We start from the raw sequence: 19,358 nt of genomic DNA, 5'->3' as shown, positions 1-19,358 counted from the left end.
GGACTGCGGGGTTAAGTGGGTTAAGTAGCAAAATGGGGTTAAGGGGGCAAAATGTGTGTCTGGTCGGCGTGTCGCCGGTCGGTCTTTGTGTTGCTACTGCACTTCTGGAGGCTCTGATCACGGCCCCTGAAGATTCTTACTAAAACCCGGGAAGCATTTCTCGGATCTTGGGCCAAAAACAGCGAAATAGCAGGTGTGAAGCCTAAAAAATCACCGAGACCCGGGGAATGCTTCCCGGGTTTTACAGGGTTAAACAGCACAATGCGTGCCCGGCCAGGCACTAGTGTGTTGGCAGTCGGCTGACATAGCCGTTGACGCAACAGGACCGGTCGGCCTGTTTCCCGGTTGGCTTGCTCCATCGGGAGATACCTCACCAGCTTGCAGTATCGGTCATTGCGATTGAGCTGACAGCATAAGCATGGAAAGCCCGGAAAGTTCGCCACGTGTGTGAGATCAGCTCTGGTTTAGGTGGTCGAAGCGCCACAGGTGGCGCATCGTCACCTGGTGGTGCCGTTGATTTTTTGCTTTTGTCCCAGGCAGACGGGGCATCGGGGTCGGGTTTTTGGTCACCGGAGTTAGGTAACCGCGTCTGCTATCACAGGTGCGGTATCACTCGCGGTATTGAACAAGATTTGTGGGTTTATAAGGCCCCAAACAATATACAACACCTGTTTACATGCCCTGACCTGGCTTTACTGTGGATTTCAGGCACACATTCTGTCCCTTAACACGCAAAATGCGTGTCAGGTTGATAGCGTATCGACCCCGACATTACCCTCCAGAAGTTCGGGCTGGTGGAGGCATTTCTGAAGCAACCTCGGGGGCGTAATGTCGGGTTAAGTAAAGAAATGTGCGTCCGTTCGGCTTGTCGTTGGTTGGGCCTCAAGCAATATAAACTACCGAATCGCATAGCCTGACCAGGCTTTCCTACAGAATTCAGACACACTTTTTGTCCCTTAAACCTGCCTTCCATCCGTGCGCGGGACTTTCCGCTCCCTACGGCCCTGTCCGCATCCGTTTGCGTGTTCCACCTACGGCCAGTGAACTGGTTCAGTGCAGACTGGAGGGTCTTAGTATGTGATTCACCCTGGGTTACAGTGCAAAGCGCAGCGGACTTGGTGATCTCCCGGTTCACGTCAGCGATTGAACGCAGGATGTTCGTTTTTTTGGGGGGAGGCGTCGTAAAGCGCCTGCGAAACGTTTAATAACCTGCTGTTTTGCTTTCCTCTTATGGTTCTGTGTAAAGTCATCTCTCGTACCGCACAGCAGCGGAACATTTAACGGGGCGTGGCGCAGCTTGGTAGCGCATCTGCTTTGGGAGCAGAGGGTCGCAGGTTCAAATCCTGTCGCCCCGACAAATATGAGGTATCACTTGATAGTGGTACCTCATTTTTTGTTTGTCGGGCCGCTGTTAAGGCACCCTTGTTGATAGGGGGTGTAAACGACACAGGTAGAGTGTTGATCTAAATACCCGAACTAACCAACCCAGGAGATTTACTCGTGAAGAGTTCTGTAGAGCAGCTGAATGACACGCGCGTCAAGGTAACTGTCGAGATTCCTTTCGAGGAACTCAAGCCAGAGTTCGATCAGGCTTACCAGACGCTGTCTCAGCAGGTTTCCATCCCGGGCTTCCGTAAGGGCAAGGCTCCCCGTCAGATCCTTGAGGCTCGCATCGGCCGCGGCCCAGTCCTGGAGCAGGTCATCAACGACATGATTCCTTCCCGCTACTCCAAGGCAGTGGAAGAAAACGAGCTCAAGGTCATCGGCCAGCCAGTCATCGACATCACCAAGCTGGAAGACGGCGAGCTCGTTGAGTTCACCGCAGACGTCGACGTTCGCCCAGAGATCACCGTCCCTGATTTCTCCAAGATCTTCGTCGAGGTCCCAGCCGTTTCTGCTGGGGAAGAAGCTGTCGAGCAGGAACTCGACAACCTCCGCGAGCGCTTCGGCACCCTGAAGGACCACAACCACAAGCTCAAGAAGGGCGAGTTCGTCACCATCAACCTCTCCGCCACCGTTGACGGGGAGCCAGTTGAGGAAGCAACCACCGAGGGCCTCAACCACGAAATTGGTAGCAACGAGCTTATCGACGGCCTGGACCAGACCCTCGTGGGCATGAAGAAGGGCGAAGAAGCCGAATTCACCACCACCCTGGAGCAGGGCGACTACGCCGGCAAGGAAGCACTGGTCAAGGTCGAGGTCACCGCAACCAAGATGCGTGAACTCCCAGAGGCCGACGACGAGTTCGCACAAATGGCCTCCGAGTTCGACACCATCGAAGAGCTCCGCGAGTCCCTGGCAAAGCAGGTCGAGGAAAACTCCAAGGGCCAGCAGGCATCCGCAATTCGCGACGCCGTCCTGAAGGAAGCCCTGGCTCAGTCCGAGTTCCCGCTTCCAGAATCCATCGTGGAAGAGCAGGTCCAGGGCCAGCTGCAGCAGCTGCTCGGCCAGTTCGGTGGCGACGAGAAGCTCTTCGAGTCCCTTCTCGAAGCACAGGGCACCACCCGCGAGCAGTTCGACGCCGACTCCCGCAAGTCCGCTGAAGAAGCAGTCCGCACCCAGCTGTTCCTCGACGTCCTCGCTGAGGAAGAGCAGCCAGAGGTCTCCCAGCAGGAGCTGTCCGACCACATCCTGTTCACCGCACAGTCCTACGGCATGGATCCTAATCAGTTCGTGCAGCAGCTGACTCAGTCCGGCCAGATCGCCAACCTCTTTGCCGACGTTCGTCGCGGCAAGGCACTGGCAGCCGCAATCTGCAAGACCTCCGTCAAGGACACTGACGGCAACGCTGTTGACGCTTCCGAATACTTCGGCCCAGAGACCGAAGAAGAAGCAGAAGAAGCAGCTGAGTAATCAGCGGCTAGACACTTAAAGGCCCAGCAGTGTGCTGGGCCTTTGCCTTTGGCGTCGGTAAGCCCAGCAACGCTGTCAGCGAACACGGGCATGACGACGCCCCAACCTGCGTTACATTGGTTGCTAACAAAGATCAGAAAGTAGGGAATTCATGACTTCACCGAACGGAATGAACCTCAGTGACTCCGTCTACGAGCGACTGCTCCGCGAGCGCATCATCTTCCTGGGCAGCCAGGTGGACGACGACATCGCCAACAAGCTCTGTGCGCAGATCCTGCTGCTGTCCGCCGAGGATCCAACCCGCGACATCTCGCTGTACATTAACTCCCCAGGTGGCTCCGTCACCGCCGGTATGGCGATTTATGACACGATGAAGTACTCTCCATGCGACATCGCCACCTACGGCATGGGCCTGGCCGCATCCATGGGGCAGTTCCTGCTGTCCGCTGGCACCAAAGGCAAGCGCTACGCCCTGCCACACGCACGCATTATGATGCACCAGCCATCTGCCGGCGTTGGTGGTACCGCGTCCGACATCGCCATCCAGGCTGAGCAGTTTGCCCACACCAAGCGGGAAATGGCCGAGCTGATCGCTGAGCACACCGGCCAGACCTTCGAGCAGATCACCAAGGACTCTGACCGCGACCGCTGGTTCACCGCTCAGCAAGCCAAAGAATACGGCTTCGTCGACCACGTCATCGAACACGCCAAGCACGGCGACATCACCAACTAAGGAAGGACTGTCACACAATGCAGATGCCATCTTCCCGTTACGTCCTTCCGTCCTTCGTAGAGCACTCCTCCTACGGGGCGAAGGAATCCAACCCCTACAACAAGCTCTTCGAAGAGCGCATCATCTTCCTGGGATCCCAGGTGGACGACACCGCCGCCAACGACATCATGGCGCAGCTCCTCGTCCTCGAAGGACTCGACCCAGATCGCGACATCACCATGTACATCAACTCCCCAGGTGGTTCCTTCACCTCGCTGATGGCGATCTACGACACCATGCAATACGTCCGCCCAGACGTCCAAACCGTCTGCCTCGGCCAGGCTGCTTCCGCCGCCGCAGTGCTGCTTGCAGCGGGTGCCCCAGGCAAGCGCGCGGCACTACCGAACGCCCGCGTCCTCATCCACCAGCCAGCCACCGGTGGCGTCCAAGGGCAGGTGTCCGACTTGGAAATCCAAGCAGCGGAGATCGAGCGTATGCGAACTCTCATGGAGACCACGCTGGCGCACCACACCGGAAAGTCCGCGGAGCAGATCCGCATCGATACTGACCGTGACAAGATTCTCACTGCCGCAGAAGCAGTAGAGTACGGAATCATTGACCAGGTCTTTGATTACCGCAAGTTGAACGGCTAAAAAGAAAAACGCCTCGGATGATTCGATCCGAGGCGTTTTCTTTATTTCTGAGCACCGTGCCAGCAGATGCAGAGCCGTCCAGCGGTTACTCCCGTCCCGAGCATGTTATCCAGATGGAAAACGCTGGAAAACACTCCTTGCCATGGCCGGGGAAGCTGCTAACTACCTTCGCCGAGAAACTCTTCCACTAGCGAATTGAATTCCTCGGCCCGCTCGATATTGAGCAGGTGCGCTGCGGGATTGAACTCGTGGTATTGGGCTCCGGGGATGCCGTCGGCAAGCTGCTTGACTACCTCTGGCGGTGTGGACGTGTCCTGCGTTCCTGCCACCACGAGGGTAGGTTTGTCGATCGTCTGGAGGAGCTCTCGGGTATCAAACGCAGCCAGCGCTGTACATGCTGCCGCGTAGCCTTCCGCTGGGCTATCTGCCACCATGGCCCGCCAGTATTCGCGGGATGCGGGATGAGACTGCAGCCAGCCAGGTGAGAACCAGCGCTCGATGGTGCCCTGGGACAACTCGTCCAGCTTGCCGACGCGCACGTCTGCAGCCTTTTGTGCCCATGCTTCGGACTCGCCGAATTTCGGGGCAGTGGAAACGAGTACCAATCGGCGCACTCGTTCCGGCGACGAAAGCGCGATCTGTTGCGCGATACCCCCACCCAAGGAAAGACCCATGACGTCGAAAACGGGTGCATCGACCGCAGCGAGCACATCGTCAGCTAGCTCGGCCATAGTGGTGGAGCCGGGAATTATTTCGGACTTGCCGTGGCCACGCAGATCTACCGCAATCACCCGCCGGGACGCAGAAAAATGATCAAGCTGTGGCAGCCACATTTTGATCGACGACCCCAGCGAACCGATGAGGACGAGGGGAACGCCAGCAGTGCCAAATTCGCGAACATGCAATGAGGAAGTAGTCATGGGCTCCAGGGTAGCGGGAAAGGGCGTCGGTAAGCGGCGGGGCATTGTTGCCCGTGACAAAAAGTGCGGTAGGGTAGGGCATCCGTAGGTAACCAACGATTGCGAGATCAACACTTCCATGGCACGCATGCAAGAAAGCGCTGACCTGCTCAAATGCTCCTTCTGTGGGAAGAGTCAAAAGCAGGTAAAAAAGCTCATCGCAGGTGGCGGTGTGTACATCTGTGACGAATGTATCGAACTGTGCAACGAGATCATTGAGGAAGAGCTCAACACCGCTGCCGCAGAGCGACAAGACGAGCAGAAGCTGCCGAAGCCGAAGGAAATCTCCGCGTTCCTAGACAAGTACGTCATCGGGCAGGATCGGGCTAAGCGCGTCCTCGCCGTCGCTGTGTACAACCACTACAAGCGCATCCGCGCCGAGGAAACCAAAGCGCTCGGCCGCAAAAAAGACGACGACATCGAGCTGGCTAAGTCTAACATCCTGATGCTCGGACCGACCGGCTCCGGCAAGACCTACCTCGCGCAGACGCTGGCAAAGCTTCTCGACGTCCCGTTCGCCATCGCCGATGCCACCTCACTGACCGAAGCAGGTTATGTCGGTGAAGACGTGGAAAATATTCTGCTGAAGCTCCTGCAAGCTGCTGACTATGACGTCGCCCGCGCCCAGCGCGGCATCATCTACATCGACGAAGTAGACAAGATTTCCCGCAAGTCGGAGAACCCATCCATCACGCGTGATGTCTCCGGCGAAGGCGTGCAGCAGGCGCTCCTGAAGATCCTGGAAGGTACCGTCGCTGCCGTCCCACCACAAGGCGGGCGTAAGCACCCGAACCAGGAATTCATCCAGCTGGATACCTCCAACATCCTGTTCATCGTGGCCGGCGCGTTTGCTGGCCTGGAGCAGGTCATTGAGGCTCGCCGTGGCAAAACCAGCCTGGGCTTCGGTGCTGAGGTTGCTTCCAAGGTAGACCGCGATGAAGTGGACATCTTCTCCGAGGTTCGCCCCGAGGACCTGGTGAAGTTCGGCCTCATCCCAGAATTCATCGGTCGCCTCCCCGTGGTGGCAACCGTCACGAACCTGGACCGTGATTCCCTGGTGAAAGTCCTCACCGAACCACGAAACTCGCTGGTGAAGCAGTATCAGCGCCTGTTCGAGATGGACGGCGTCGACCTCGTCTTTACCGATGAAGCGCTGGAGGCCGTCGCGGATCTGGCGCTCGAGCGTAAGACCGGCGCCCGTGGCCTGCGCTCCATCATGGAGGAAATCCTGGTTCCGATCATGTACGACATTCCGGATCGGGAAGACCTCGCAGAAGTGGTGATCAATGAGCACGTAGCGCGCGGTGAAGCCGAACCGCGGCTCGTGACCACTGCAGAGAAAGAAAAGACAGCCTAAAACTCCACAGTAGGGGCTGACAAGTCGTCGTAAATAGCGCTGCTAGCCCCTTTATCGTTGCTGTCAGAACGCAGCTTGAGGTAACTCATTTCCTCGCGTGAACCCAGGTTCGACGTGAGGAACGCGAGCACCGTGTCAATGACCAGATTGAGGTTCCCCTCGAAGTTCGCCTCATCCTCCAGGTCGATGGAGTACAGGTTGTTGAAAGTCGCGTTGTACACGGTGCGGTGGAAACAAATCGACGTAATGATCGAATAAACATCCACAGCGGAAATGCCTGACCGGAACGCGCCCGCATCCTGGCCCATCATCAGCAGCTTGTCCATCTGTAGCATCACCACTGACTGATCCGCCAACGGGGTGGAATTCTTCATGTCGCCCCAGCCGAACAGGTTCTCAAGCACCATCAACCGCACCGCACACGGGTGAGAAGTAATGCGGCGGTAAATCACCTCAACTACCTTGCGGACCCCCTCAACCGGAACCGTCGATTCCAGCTCCATATCCTGCGGCTCTGGGCGCAAATGCGCAATAGCCAACTTCAGGGCCGCCAGGTAGAGACCCTTTTTATCCCCAAAGTGGTAATGAATCATGCGCTTCGACATCCCAGACTCATGCGCAATGGTGTCGATCTTGGTTTCCTCGAATCCGGTACGGGCGAATTGAGTCAGCGCCACTTCAACAACACGTTCTGTGGAAGGTGTTGGGGTATCAGAATCGACGAGGGTGCTCACAGTTCCAAACCTTTTCTTCACATTTTTGCCAATGGGTATATAGAACTTATCGTGCCTCAAAAAGTCTGGTTGTAGGGACAAGGGTTAGGCAAATACCTAAACAACCAGTTTGTTTTCCGGGTGGTCAACCCAGAATTGGGGTACTGGAGACTTAATGATGTGAGCATTGGCCTGCACCCGTTTGAGTTGAACCACATCCTTCGCTCTGTGTGAGGGCGAAATTCTCGCTACTGTAGTAGCTAGTACACACTTTGTGGTCGCCTTTTGAAAGGACCTTGAACCTATGACCTCTGCAAAGAAGATCACCGTCACCGGTGCCGCCGGTAACATCGCCTACTCCCTCCTGTGGCGCATTGCCAACGGTGACGTCTACGGCAAGGACGTACCAGTCGAGCTCAACCTGCTGGAGATTGAGCCAGCCCTGCGCGCCACCGAAGGCGTAGCAATGGAGCTCCTGGACTCCGCATTCCCACTGCTGAAGAACATCCGCATCACCGCCAACGCTAACGAGGCTTTCGACGGCGCATCTGCTGCTTTCCTTGTCGGCGCAAAGCCACGTGGCAAGGGTGAAGAGCGTTCTGACTTGATCGCAGCCAACGGCAAGATCTTCGGACCACAGGGCAAGGCCATCAACGACAATGCGGCTGATGACATCCGCGTCGTCGTCGTAGGCAACCCTGCAAACACCAACGCGCTGATCGCACAGTCCGCAGCTCCAGATGTACCTGCATCTCGCTTCTCTGCACTGATGCGCCTGGATCACAACCGTGCGCTGTCCCAGCTGGCTACCAAGCTGGAGAAGGACTCCACCGACTTCGAGAAGATGGTCGTTTGGGGCAACCACTCTGCAACCCAGTTCCCAGACATCACCTACGCTCTTTGTGAAGGCAAGCCTGTGAGCGAGCTCGTGGACGCTGACTGGTACGAGGGTGAGTTCATCCCACGCGTAGCAAAGCGTGGCGCAGAAATCATCGACGTTCGCGGCAGCTCCTCTGCAGCCTCCGCAGCCTCCGCAGCCATCGACCACATGCACGATTGGATCAACGGCACCGACAAGTGGGTTACCGCTGCTATCCCATCCACCGGCGAATACGGCATCCCAGAGGGCATCGTTGTTGGTCTGCCAACCTACGCTGAAGGTGGCGAGTGGAAGGTTGTCGAAGGCCTGGAGATCTCTGACTTCCAGCGCAAGCGTATCGACGCTAACGTCGCCGAACTCCTCGACGAGCGCGAAGCCGTCAAGGACCTGCTTGGCTAGATCCGTTTGATAAGTGCCCTTCCCAAGTAGGAAGGGCACTTTTTCTATTGGACACCGTACGTAAAACTCGATATTTTGGCCTACGATTGGGGCTCTCGGAGGTGCGAAATGCAGAATTTTACTTACTAACCCCTTCGGGCTTGTCCGCCCACAATTGCAGGCGTAACACTGGGAATTCTTGTTTCTCCTGCCACCACCAGCGAGGTCCCAGTGCTCGAACTGGAGGATCCAGAATGACCTCTATGTTTGTGCCTTCGGGTCCTCCCAGAATGAGGCATTCATTTTTGATCAGGTGGTTGTCTGTAGCAAAAGTTCTCAAGGGGTGAATGCTCGTGATCGAAGTAATGGGAATCAATGCAATTTCAGTTCCCTTTACTTTGATTACGAATGTGGAGCTATCCATATAACTTGGGTAGACGTACTGTCGACCACAATAAGCAATGAGCAATTCCATAGCCACTTAATACCGCGAGCAGGAGCCGCAAAGCTAGGGAATCCAACAACAGTTCAATGGCGATGAGCTCGATGATCGACGCGCAACCGATGGCGATGGGGAGTGTCCACATCCCTTTGGTGTGCATGATGGGGTGGGCATCGGTGGGAAAGAACTGCCTGCGACGAACAAAATAGTAAAAGTCGCGCCATAACTGCAGCTCCTGAAGAAACACCCGGACCGGGAGAACGGATTTGATGCCGTGGCGGGTGGCCTGAGCAATGTGAACTCCGAGGAGGACAAGGACAACGAGCCCGAACCATTTCATGGCAGCGCAGCCTCAAGTAGCTTTCGCTGAGCAGGAGAAAGGTCTAGGTCTGAGAGCTGGAATGGCAGAGAACCAGGGCGGAGGGTTTCTTCGATTCCTTGAGTGTAGGCCTGCGGAACAGCTTCCCGGAACTCTTGCAGTACCTCAGTGGTCGGCTCTGAGCAGCTCCAAAGCGCTGCGAGCTTTCGCGTTGCAGCTATGTGGCTGGCTGACTTGAGATTTCGAGACAACAGCTCCCACGTGCGGGGAGTAGTGACCCCTGCAATGACCATGAGATCAAGCATGGCAATCTCATGCTTGGCAAAATCTGAATTCCCGATGACATCAACGAGCAGTTGCGTGACAGCCCGCGGCGCGCCTACTTCGCCTAGGGCTAACAGCTCTAAGCGACGGCGTTGCTCCGCAATAGCCTGTTCTTGAGCATCCAGATTCGCCTGGGCTTCGGTAACGAGCTCAGAAAGCGGCGCTGTACCGATCTTTTTCAGTGGGATCCCTGCCTGGCTCAAGGTTCTGATTTGGAAGGCGTGCGCCAGGTCATTCACCGAATACTCCCGATAGTTCGCAGACGTGCGACGAGGCTCTGGGAGCACCCCAAGTGCATGGTAGTTGTGAATAGTGCGCACCGAGCAACCGCATGCCTTCGCAACATCAGAAATCTTCATGCCCCAGTTGTAAACCATGACACAGTGTGAGGGTCAAGGAATCCCGGTGTAGAACCCCGCCACTGGTGCAGTTGTAGACCGCGTTAAGATAGTCTCCATGACTAATCGCGCGGATAAACTTCCAAAGAGCTGGGACCCGAAGGCTGTAGAAAAGGGCCTGTACGAGGGGTGGGTAGAAAAGGGCTACTTCACTGCTGATCCAAGCAGCGACAAGCAGCCATTCTCTGTCATGCTGCCACCGCCGAACGTGACGGGCCAGCTCCACATGGGACACGCGCTGAACAACACCCTTATCGACGCGATTACCCGGCGCAAGCGCATGCAGGGCTTTGAGGTCCTGTGGCTTCCAGGCATGGACCACGCCGGTATTGCTACCCAGACCAAGGTCGAGGCGATGCTGCGTGAGACCGAGGGGAAGAAGCGCTGGGACTACGAGCGCGAGGAGTTCATCGAGAAGGTTTGGGAGTGGAAGCGCGAGTACGGTGGCAAGATCACCGAGCAGATGCGCGCCATCGGCTCTGGTGTCGACTGGTCTCGCGAGCGTTTCACGCTGGATGAAGGACTGTCTAATGCGGTCCAGACCATCTTCAAGCAGCTCTACGACCAGGGCATGATTTACCGCACGAATCGCCTGGTTAATTGGTCCCCTGTGCTGGAGACCGCTGTCTCGGATATTGAGGTGGTCTACAAGGACGTCGAGGGTGAGCTGGTGAGCATCCTCTACGGTGACCCAGACGGCGACCATGTTGTTGTCGCCACCACCCGCGTCGAGACGATGCTCGGCGACGTCGCAGTCGCTGTCCACCCAGATGACGAACGTTATAAGAATCTCGTGGGCAAGAAGCTCAAGCACCCATTCATTGAGGGGCGCGAGATGGTTGTCATCGCCGATGATTACGTTGACCCAGAGTTCGGTACTGGCGCGGTGAAGATCACCCCAGCTCACGACCCGAATGACTACGCGATGGGCCAACGCCATGGCCTGGACATGCCAACCATCATGGACGCCACCGGTCACATCGCCGATACCGGCACCCAATTCGATGGCATGGATCGCTTCGAGGCCCGCGTGAAGATCCGTGAAGCCTTGGCTGCACAAAACAGAATCGTGAAAGAGGTGCGCCCGTACCTGCACTCCGTCGGCCACTCCGAGCGCACCGGTGAGCCAATCGAGCCACGCCTGTCCTTGCAGTGGTTCGTGAAGGTAGCAGAGCTGGCCAAGATGGCCGGTGACGCAGTTCGTGACGGCGACACCAAGATTCACCCAGCCAACCTCGAGCCGCGTTACTTCGACTGGGTCGATGACATGCACGACTGGACCATTTCGCGCCAGCTGTGGTGGGGTCACCGCATTCCGATTTGGTACGGTCCCGACGGCGACGTCATCTGCGTTGGTCCTGGTGAAGAAGTACCGGAAGGCTACGTCCAGGACGAGGATGTCCTTGACACCTGGTTCTCCTCCGCGCTGTGGCCGTTCTCCACGATGGGCTGGCCTGAGGGCTCCCCAGAGTTGGACAAGTTCTACCCGACCTCGGTGCTGGTCACGGCCTATGACATTTTGTTCTTCTGGGTTGCCCGCATGATGATGTTCGGCACCTTCGCCGGCAAGAACAGTGACCTGCCGAAGATCCCATTCACGGACATCTTCCTGCACGGCCTGGTGCGTGACGAACAGGGGCGCAAGATGTCTAAGTCCCTGGGCAACGGTATTGACCCGATGGACTGGGTGGAAAAGTACGGCGCCGACGCTCTGCGCTTCACCTTGGCGCGTGGCGCGAACCCTGGCGTCGACCTTCCAGTGGGTGAGGACGCGGCCCAGAGCTCCCGTAACTTCGCCACCAAGCTGTTCAATGCCACGAAGTTCGCGCTGATGAACGGCGCGGTGGTGGGCGAGCTCCCAGCTCGCGAGAACCTTACCGACGCCGACAAGTGGATCCTCGACCGCCTCGAGCAGGTCCGCGCCGATGTAGATGACTACCTGGACCGCTACCAGTTTGCAAAGGCCAACGAGGAGCTCTACGCCTTCGTCTGGGGCGAGGTGTGCGACTGGTACCTCGAGATTGCGAAGGTCCAGATCCCGCGCGAAGGCCAGACTGAGCAGGGCGAGAACACCAAGCTGGTTCTCGGTCGGGTGCTCGACGTGGTGCTGCGACTGCTGCACCCAGCAATGCCGTTTGTCACCGAAACGCTGTGGCAGGCGCTTACCGACGGCGAATCCCTCGTAATCGCGCAGTGGCCAACCGCTGATACGACGAATGGGGGAGCACCTGCAGATGCGGATGCAGCTCGTCGCATCGAGGATGTGCAAAAGCTCATCACGGAGATCCGTCGCTTCCGCTCCGATCAGGGTGTGAAGCCTTCTCAGTGGGTTCCAGCGCGACTGGACTTTGCTGCAGCAGACCTGGAATCGCTAGAGGACACGATTCGGAGCCTAGCGCGCGTCGAGAAGCCTGCAGACTTCACCCCGAGCGCAAGCATCGAGATTCGCCTGAGCCAAGCCACCATCGAGGTGGAACTGGATACCTCCGGAAGTGTGGATGTGGCGGCTGAGCGCAAGCGCCTGGAGAAGGATCTCAAGGCTGCCGAGAAGGAGCTGGACACCACCGCGAAGAAGCTGGGTAACGAGGCTTTCTTGGCGAAGGCGCCAGAGGCTGTGGTGGAGAAGATCAAGGCTCGTCAGGCACTGGCTAAGGAAGAGTTCGAGCGCATCACTGCACGACTTGGGGAGCTCGGCTAGGGTCTAGTGTCATGCGCTTTGGCATTGACTTTGGTACCACCCGAACCGTAATCGCTGCTGTAGACCGCGGGAACTACCCCGTGGTCGCAGTGGAAGATACCTACGGTGACCTGCGGGAGTTTATTCCAACGGTGGTTGGTCTGGCCGGTGACCAATTGGTCGCGGGCTGGGCAGCGCAGGAGTGCACGGATAACGTGCGCTCCTTCAAACGCCTGCTGGCGACGCCCGATGCCAACGCGAATACTCCAGTGCAGATCGGTGAGAAAACGTTCCCGCTCGGGGAGGTTCTCGCCGTGTTCGCTCGTGCGGTAGTGGACGAACTCCGCCGACTCTATGACACCGATTCCATTGAGATCGTGCTGGGCGTCCCGGCGAACGCGCATTCCACGCAGCGCCTCATGACGCTCACCGCCTTCACCCAAGCCGGTGCCACGGTAACCGGGATGGTGAACGAGCCTTCGGCGGCTGCTTTCGAATACACCCACCGGCACGCGCGAACTTTGAACACGAAACGGCGCACCGTGATCGTTTACGACCTCGGTGGTGGCACCTTCGACTGCACACTCATGCGGATCGACGACAACGAACACCTCGTGGAAAAGACCCTCGGCATCGGCAGGCTCGGTGGCGATGACTTCGACGCGCTGCTCGCCGACATGGCGCGGGAACAGCTGGGCACCGATGTTGACCTCATGGAAGCAGCCCGCACCGCGAAAGAGCAGCTCAAACCGCAGTCGCGTCGCATCATGATTGAAGCCGGCGACGACATGGTAGTGCTGCCAGTATCAGAGTTTTACGATGCAGCGCAGCCACTGGTGGAGCAGACCTATGAGGTGCTCAAACCGTTAATTGGTGAATCAGAGAACCTCACTGATACCGACATTGCGGGCATCTACCTGGTGGGCGGCGCAAGCTCGCTGCCCCTGATTCCTCGGCTGCTTCGCGAACGCTACGGACACCGCGTCCACCGCTCACCGCTGCCCACTGCGTCGACGGCTGTGGGACTCGCCATCGCCGCTGACCCGGACTCCGACTTCCTGCTCCGCGATAAAGTCTCCCGTGGCATCGGCGTGTTCCGGGAGCGCAACAGCGGAGCAGACGTCAGCCTCGACACCATCCTGGAACCCGGCCGGGAAACCGAAGCCACTGCCACCAGTCGCTATTGGGCGGCGCACAACATCGGTTGGTTCCGCTACGTGGAATTCTCTCCGAACAACCCAGGAGATTTCAGCGTCCTCGCCGAAGTCTTGGTGCCCTTCGACCCGGCTCTGCGGCACCTCAGCCAAGAGGAACTCGCCCAGGTTCCAGTACAACGCTGGCCGGATGGGTACCCCTGGCCAGAAGTGGTGGAAACGATCAGCACCGACGCCAACGGTATCGCCGTCATCAGGATCGGTATCCCAGCCGAACACTTCGAAACAGCTGTCGAAGTGCGTGCGCTACACTAAAACGCATGTCTGAACACGAGGTTTCCCTGGACGAAACCGGGCTCACGCTGCCCATTGATGCTGCAGGACCAACGAATGAGCCTGCCTCCCGAGAGATTACTCACGACGATCTCGTCGCCCTCGCAGCGGTAGAGGCGGAACTGGATCAGCGGTGGAACGAAACCCAGATCGATCCGTCCCTCGAACGAATCGAACTGCTCATGGACCTGCTAGGCAACCCAGAGCGCGCATTCCCCGCTATCCACGTGGCCGGTACCAACGGCAAGACCTCTACGGTCCGCATGATCGAAGCGCTCATGAGGGCCTTCCATCGTCGCACGGGGCGCACTACCAGCCCGCACCTACAGTTGGTTACCGAACGCATTGCCATCGACGGCATGCCAATCCACCCACGTGACTATGTGCGAACCTGGGAGGAAATCAAACCTTATGTTGAGATGGTGGATGCCCGATCTAGCGTGCGGATGTCCAAATTCGAGGTACTGGTGGCCATGGCGTACGCAGCGTTCGCTGACGCCCCAGTTGATGTCGCGGTGATCGAAGTTGGGCTCGGCGGGCGGTGGGACGCCACCAACGTCATCAATGCAGACGTCAACGTGATTACCCCAATCGGGTTGGACCATACGGGAATCTTGGGGGAGAGCATCGCAGAGATCGCCGCAGAAAAAGCCGGCATTATTAAGTCTCGCTGGGACACCGACGATCTGCTTTCCCCTCCGGACAACGTAGTGGTTATCGCGGAGCAGGATCCAGCTGCAATGAGGGTGATCCTGGAGAAAGCCGTCTCGGTCGATGCTGCTGTGGCGCGCGCCGGGTCGGAATTCGGCGTGGTGTCCTCCACCATTGCGGTGGGTGGACAGCAGCTCACCCTGCGTGGCCTAGGTGGCGAATACGAGGACATTTTCCTCCCGCTTTCCGGCGAGCATCAGGCCCGCAACGCAGCGGTGGCACTGGCGGCGGTAGAAGCATTCTTCGGTGCCGGGGCGGGCCGGCAACTGGACGTCGATACGGTGCGCGCCGGTTTCGCGTCGGTGGACTCTCCCGGCCGACTCGAGCGCGTCCGTGCCACCCCCACCGTCTTTATCGATGCTGCCCACAACCCGCACGGGGCGCGAGCCCTTGGCCAGGCGCTCGACCGAGATTTCTCCTTCAGCCGCGTAATCGGCGTGGTCTCTGTGCTCGCCGACAAAGACGCGCGCGGTGTGCTTGAACAGCTCGAACCGTACCTCAACGAGCTGGTGGTTACTCAGAACACCTCGCCACGCGTCCTCGACGCCTACGAACTGGCAGAGCTAGCCCGCGAGATTTACGGTGAGGAGCGCGTCCATGTAGCGGACACGCTTGTCGACGCCGTGGAAGTCGCAGTCGAATTGGCCGAAGATACCTCAGAAGGTGGAAGCGTGTCAGGAGCAGGTGTGATCATCACCGGTTCCGTCGTCACCGCCGGTGAAGCCCGCGCACTGTTTGGAAAGGAACCTGCATGACCCAGCAATACGGCCCACTCGGCCCCGGACATGCCCCCGTCAAAGACCCCATGAAAGGACTGCGCGGCGTCATGGCCGGTACCCTCGTCATGGAAGCGATCTCCATCTGGCTGGTGCTCACCGTCATCCTCCGCGTGGACAACGGCGAGCACTGGACCACGCTGAACTGGGTTTATGTCACCATCGTCGGTGCTCTGATGTTCGTGTGGGCATTCATGCAAAAGCTACCTATCGCACTGCCCGTCAACCTCGTACTGCAGGTGCTCGCGGTCGTGGGATTCTTCGTACACCCATCAATGGGCATCATGGGACTGATTTTCGTGGGAGTATGGGCGTACATCCTCGTGCTGCGTAAAAACCTGATTGAGCGCATGCAACGAGGCTTGCTCACCACCCAACACGACTAGGAGTTTGTGCATGTTCATGCGAAACCTGGACTTCTTTGCGTGCGCAATCTTCGCGCTACTTGCTGTCTATGTCCGAGCCACCGGTATGAGCTTCTGGCTGGCCGTGGTGTTCATCATTGCTGCCGGCTCCAGCTTGGTCAGCGGGTTTGTAAAACGCAACAACCGAATTCGCCTGGAACGCGACCCCATCACCCTCACCCCGGAACAAAAAGACACCATCAAAAACCTGAAAGACCAGGGTAAAGGCTACGCTGCGATTAAACAGGTACGCCTGTGGTACCGCTATTGCGACCTCAAGACTGCAGTGGAACTAGTGGAGCAGGTAAACTAATCGCCATGACTGAACGTACTCTCATCCTGATCAAGCCAGACGGTGTTGCAAATGGACACGTCGGTGAAATCATCGCCCGCATCGAGCGCAAGGGCCTCAAGCTCGCCGCCATGGATCTGCGTGTAGCAGACAAGGAAACCGCAGAGAAGCACTACGCTGAGCACGCAGACAAGCCATTCTTCGGCGAGCTCGTCTCCTTCATCACCTCCGCACCACTCGTTGCAGGCATCGTTGAGGGCCCACGCGCAATTGAGGCTTGGCGCCAGCTGGCCGGTGGCACCGACCCAGTATCCAAGGCCACCCCAGGCACCATCCGTGGCGACTTCGCCCTGACCGTCGGCGAGAATGTCGTCCACGGCTCCGACTCCCCAGAGTCCGCAGAGCGCGAGATCGCAATCTGGTTCCCTAACCTGTAAAACAAACGTTTTGGTTTTCACCCCGCCTCATTGAGGCGGGGTTTTGTGTTGGGGATGGGGACTTGGGGCAGGCGATTGCGAAACCCGGGAAGCGTTTCCCGGATCTCGGGGAGGTTTAGGGCTTCAGTTGTACTTTTTCTTGTTTTTTCTTCCGAAACCCGGGGAATGCTTCCCGGGGATTGCGGGCGGAGTGGATATACAGGCATGCAAGGGCCCCAGAATGAAGGGGTTAGCGTCGTGAAGCAAGCGCTTGCACGCCGAGCGCGGTGAGTTCGATCCACCATTTGCTGCGGTCGTCGGCGTGCATCATGGGGGAGATGCGGGCCAGCCCGTGGCGCTCGAGGGCGCTACCGGCGCTGAGTACTGCCTCGTAGTCGGGGGAGACTGAGGATACGCGGACCCTGGTGCCATCGAATGCTCCCATGGTGGCTAGGGTGTGGGCTAACTCGCGGTGCTCGTCGAGGGCGGTGAGACGGGTAGTGGTGAGTTCCGAGATTTCTGTGCGGCTGGCCAGCGTGCGGAGGCGGAGGCGCTGCTCACGAAGGCCTCGGGAAAAGAGAGTGTGCATTGATAAGGTTCCTGCCGCAGTACCGGCCGTGAGCAGCAATGCATCCGACGCGGCGGTGTCGGGGAGCCCGATCGCCCCGCAGACCACCGCCGCGGGCGGGAAAATGACACGTCCCCAGGGCACCGGGTATTCTTCGGGAGCCCGGTAGACGTCGAAAACGGCTCGGGCCGGGGTTTGGGCGTACAAGTAGGCCAGCAGAAACACGACCGAGACGATCGCACTCACAAAGACTCCAGTGGTTGAGAGCAGTTGGAGTTTCATTGCCACCGAGGACGCGGAAACCGGCACCAAGAGTGACCATGACCATGGTCGTAGATGCGCTCGAACAGGACCCATAAGCGACAGGTTAACGGAAAACATGCACTGTGGAACTAAAAATGTGGCCTCTTTGCCACAAAGGCAAGAGGCCACGGAAAGAGTGACGTTAGAACAAGCCAGCGTTGGTCTCGCCGAAGTCATCAGTGGTGTGTTCGCGGGAGTCAACGTTTGCGTCGTTGTTCACGGAGTTGTCACCTTCGACGCGGGCGGTCTGGGTGATCACGATGTTGTTCTTCAAACGGCCGAGCTTGGTGAGGCCGTCGCCGAAGTGCAGTGTGGCAATGATCTGGTCATCGCCCTTTTCGACGGGGTTAGACAGCGTGATCTCGAAGGAACGGACAGACTTTGCGCGGTCAAACCCGAGGTCACGGATGTGCGCGCCGTTCTTGCCATAGCCGGTGATGACGCGGTCAACCTCTTCAGGGCCTTCAGCCGTGTAGATATCAACGCGGAAGGTAGTGACACCATTTTCGTTGAAGTAGCGCTTGTCACCAACGTTCTTAGCCTTGACCGCCACGACACCAGCGTAGCCAGGAGCCTTTGCAGAAGAGACGGTGAAGTGTGGCTGCAAATCGAGGTTCGTGTTGATTTCCTCGTCCACTGGAACCACGCCCGTCAAGTCAGTGATCTCTTCTGGAGTTGGATCAGCTGCGTCGACAGTCTCATTGGTTTCTGGATCCACAGGAGCAGTAGCGTGCTCGTCTGCCAGGTCAGATGGGGTGATGTCCGGGTGTGCACCGGCCAACGTGTCGTAGGTGCGAACCTGGACTTCGTTCTTGACCGGGGTGATAGCAACCCAAGGAGTCGGGTTGGACCAGGTGCCGTCCAGCTTGCAGTACTGCTGCGTGCCGGAGAAGGTCACAGTGCGGAAGCCGTAGGTGGCTTCGCCGGTGGAACCGGCTGGAACCTTGTAAGGGCCGATCTTTTGGCCGACCTGCCAGGACAGTTCGTAGGACGCGGAAAGGCCGATTTTCTGAGCAAATGAGGCTGCGATACCGAAGGACGCACCCTTCTGAGAGTAACCCGCGTTTGCGTTGACACTGCTGGTCTGGTCGCCCTGGACATTGAGCTTGATGGCCTGGGTCTTAGAAAGGCTTTGCTCCAAGTTGATGTCATCTTGGGTGTGGTTGGTGGTGGACACGGTTCCCGCAGGAGTGAAGGAGTCGGTGACCTTGTAGGCGACCGTGCGGTAGTCTTCCCAGGCGTTGCACACTGGGTGAGGGTTCTGAATGTTTGGCTTGATGGAGTCAGAGCCGTGGAGGGTGTGGATGAGTGGGAGCTGTGGATTCAGCTTTGGGGTCTCTGGGTAGGTGTCAACGGTGGTTGCTGCGTGTGCTGGGGACACGGTCAGGCCGATGGCCAACAGTCCGGCAGCGAGAGCGGAGAGCCTCACGGGTGGTTCCTTTCAGAAAAATTAGTTTGATGTGATCGAGTTATAGGATCCGCGTAGAGAAACCTTAAAAGCAAGTAAGACATGTTGACTTGGTCACAAAATAAGTAACCAATGTTAATGGATGTAAGATTTGTTACTTAAGCAAATGGTTAACGGTTTACCTGCAGTTTACCGAGTGGTGGACATTGTTCAATGTGGATGCCTGTTGGGTTTTTAATAGTTGCTAGATTGTTATAGTTTTAGGTGAGAAATAATTCGCAGGGAGAAAAAGCCCCCAATGTGGGGGTAACTTTAGGGTGGGAATCTT

The 19,358-nt window shown here is 57.8% G+C and carries 17 protein-coding genes and 1 tRNA gene; 12 read left to right on the top strand and 6 right to left on the bottom strand.

Annotated elements, in window-relative coordinates; translation table 11 throughout:
• Positions 1-1,281: 1,281 nt before the first annotated feature.
• The 4 genes from ACZ6ZO_RS05255 to ACZ6ZO_RS05240 all read left to right on the top strand — a co-directional run bounded on the left by ACZ6ZO_RS05255 (position 1,282) and on the right by ACZ6ZO_RS05240 (position 4,218).
• Positions 1,282-1,355, top strand: a tRNA-Pro gene (locus tag ACZ6ZO_RS05255).
• 145 nt (positions 1,356-1,500) lie between these two features.
• A complete protein-coding gene (tig, locus tag ACZ6ZO_RS05250; protein WP_465291082.1) occupies positions 1,501-2,853 on the top strand; it encodes a trigger factor in 1,353 nt (450 codons plus the stop codon).
• 151 nt (positions 2,854-3,004) lie between these two features.
• On the top strand, positions 3,005-3,586 hold the full coding sequence (locus ACZ6ZO_RS05245; protein ID WP_182385579.1) for an ATP-dependent Clp protease proteolytic subunit: 582 nt from the start codon (positions 3,005-3,007) through the stop codon (positions 3,584-3,586).
• A 17-nt stretch (positions 3,587-3,603) separates the two neighbouring features.
• The gene (locus tag ACZ6ZO_RS05240; protein WP_182385580.1) at positions 3,604-4,218 is read left to right on the top strand and encodes an ATP-dependent Clp protease proteolytic subunit; all 615 of its coding nucleotides are present in this window, start codon (positions 3,604-3,606) and stop codon (positions 4,216-4,218) included.
• Positions 4,219-4,376: 158 nt separating this feature from the next.
• Here ACZ6ZO_RS05240 and pcaD read toward each other — a convergent pair whose 3' ends face one another.
• Entirely contained in the window at positions 4,377-5,138 is a 762-nt protein-coding gene (gene pcaD, locus ACZ6ZO_RS05235; RefSeq protein WP_465291079.1) for a 3-oxoadipate enol-lactonase, read from the bottom strand.
• Positions 5,139-5,256: 118 nt separating this feature from the next.
• On the opposite strand from pcaD, the gene clpX reads away from it, so the two are divergent.
• Positions 5,257-6,534: an ATP-dependent Clp protease ATP-binding subunit ClpX gene (gene clpX / locus ACZ6ZO_RS05230; protein ID WP_182385582.1), complete on the top strand. Its 1,278-nt coding sequence runs from the start codon at positions 5,257-5,259 to the stop codon at positions 6,532-6,534.
• Here clpX and ACZ6ZO_RS05225 read toward each other — a convergent pair.
• Positions 6,531-7,268, bottom strand: a complete 738-nt coding sequence (locus tag ACZ6ZO_RS05225; RefSeq protein WP_182385583.1) for a TetR/AcrR family transcriptional regulator — start codon at positions 7,266-7,268, stop codon at positions 6,531-6,533. The genes clpX and ACZ6ZO_RS05225 overlap by 4 nt on opposite strands.
• A 283-nt stretch (positions 7,269-7,551) precedes the next feature.
• On the opposite strand from ACZ6ZO_RS05225, the gene ACZ6ZO_RS05220 reads away from it, so the two are divergent.
• The gene (locus ACZ6ZO_RS05220) at positions 7,552-8,526 is read left to right on the top strand and encodes a malate dehydrogenase (protein WP_182385584.1); all 975 of its coding nucleotides are present in this window, start codon (positions 7,552-7,554) and stop codon (positions 8,524-8,526) included.
• Between the two features lie 395 nt (positions 8,527-8,921).
• Here the strand turns inward: ACZ6ZO_RS05220 and ACZ6ZO_RS05215 are convergent, their stop codons facing one another.
• Both ACZ6ZO_RS05215 and ACZ6ZO_RS05210 read right to left on the bottom strand, forming a co-directional pair.
• Positions 8,922-9,287, bottom strand: coding sequence for a hypothetical protein (locus tag ACZ6ZO_RS05215; RefSeq protein ID WP_465291076.1), 366 nt, complete (start codon positions 9,285-9,287; stop codon positions 8,922-8,924).
• Positions 9,284-9,949, bottom strand: a complete 666-nt coding sequence (locus ACZ6ZO_RS05210) for a MerR family transcriptional regulator (protein ID WP_182385586.1) — start codon at positions 9,947-9,949, stop codon at positions 9,284-9,286. Before ACZ6ZO_RS05210 ends, ACZ6ZO_RS05215 begins: the two co-directional genes overlap by 4 nt.
• Positions 9,950-10,046: 97 nt before the next feature.
• Between ACZ6ZO_RS05210 and ACZ6ZO_RS05205 the strand changes: the two genes are divergently transcribed.
• Genes ACZ6ZO_RS05205 through ndk form a run of 6 tightly spaced genes read left to right on the top strand, consistent with a single transcriptional unit; the run spans position 10,047 to position 16,772 of the window.
• On the top strand, positions 10,047-12,686 hold the full coding sequence (locus ACZ6ZO_RS05205; protein WP_465291073.1) for a valine--tRNA ligase: 2,640 nt from the start codon (positions 10,047-10,049) through the stop codon (positions 12,684-12,686).
• A gap of 11 nt (positions 12,687-12,697) precedes the next feature.
• Positions 12,698-14,134, top strand: coding sequence for an Hsp70 family protein (locus ACZ6ZO_RS05200; protein WP_465291071.1), 1,437 nt, complete (start codon positions 12,698-12,700; stop codon positions 14,132-14,134).
• Positions 14,135-14,139: 5 nt separating this feature from the next.
• Positions 14,140-15,618 carry a bifunctional tetrahydrofolate synthase/dihydrofolate synthase gene (gene folC, locus ACZ6ZO_RS05195; RefSeq protein WP_465291069.1) on the top strand — a complete coding sequence of 493 codons (1,479 nt, stop codon included), beginning with the start codon at positions 14,140-14,142 and terminating at the stop codon, positions 15,616-15,618.
• Positions 15,615-16,025: a DUF4233 domain-containing protein gene (locus tag ACZ6ZO_RS05190; protein WP_182385590.1), complete on the top strand. Its 411-nt coding sequence runs from the start codon at positions 15,615-15,617 to the stop codon at positions 16,023-16,025. The genes folC and ACZ6ZO_RS05190 overlap by 4 nt, the downstream gene beginning before the upstream one ends.
• 10 nt (positions 16,026-16,035) lie before the next feature.
• Positions 16,036-16,356 (top strand): hypothetical protein, encoded by a 321-nt coding sequence (locus ACZ6ZO_RS05185; RefSeq protein ID WP_465291067.1) that lies wholly within the window; start codon positions 16,036-16,038, stop codon positions 16,354-16,356.
• Positions 16,357-16,361: 5 nt separating this feature from the next.
• Positions 16,362-16,772 carry a nucleoside-diphosphate kinase gene (gene ndk / locus ACZ6ZO_RS05180; protein ID WP_182385592.1) on the top strand — a complete coding sequence of 137 codons (411 nt, stop codon included), beginning with the start codon at positions 16,362-16,364 and terminating at the stop codon, positions 16,770-16,772.
• 229 nt (positions 16,773-17,001) lie between these two features.
• On the opposite strand, the gene ACZ6ZO_RS05175 is transcribed toward ndk, so the two are convergent.
• Together ACZ6ZO_RS05175 and ACZ6ZO_RS05170 are read right to left on the bottom strand one after the other, a co-directional pair.
• The gene (locus ACZ6ZO_RS05175) at positions 17,002-17,565 is read right to left on the bottom strand and encodes a hypothetical protein (protein WP_208767935.1); all 564 of its coding nucleotides are present in this window, start codon (positions 17,563-17,565) and stop codon (positions 17,002-17,004) included.
• Between the two features lie 199 nt (positions 17,566-17,764).
• On the bottom strand, positions 17,765-19,051 hold the full coding sequence (locus ACZ6ZO_RS05170; RefSeq protein WP_182385594.1) for a hypothetical protein: 1,287 nt from the start codon (positions 19,049-19,051) through the stop codon (positions 17,765-17,767).
• Positions 19,052-19,358: the final 307 nt, after the last annotated feature.

Source organism: Corynebacterium sp. NPDC104732, from assembly GCF_055583565.1.
This window is presented reverse-complemented; position numbering and strand designations above follow the sequence as displayed.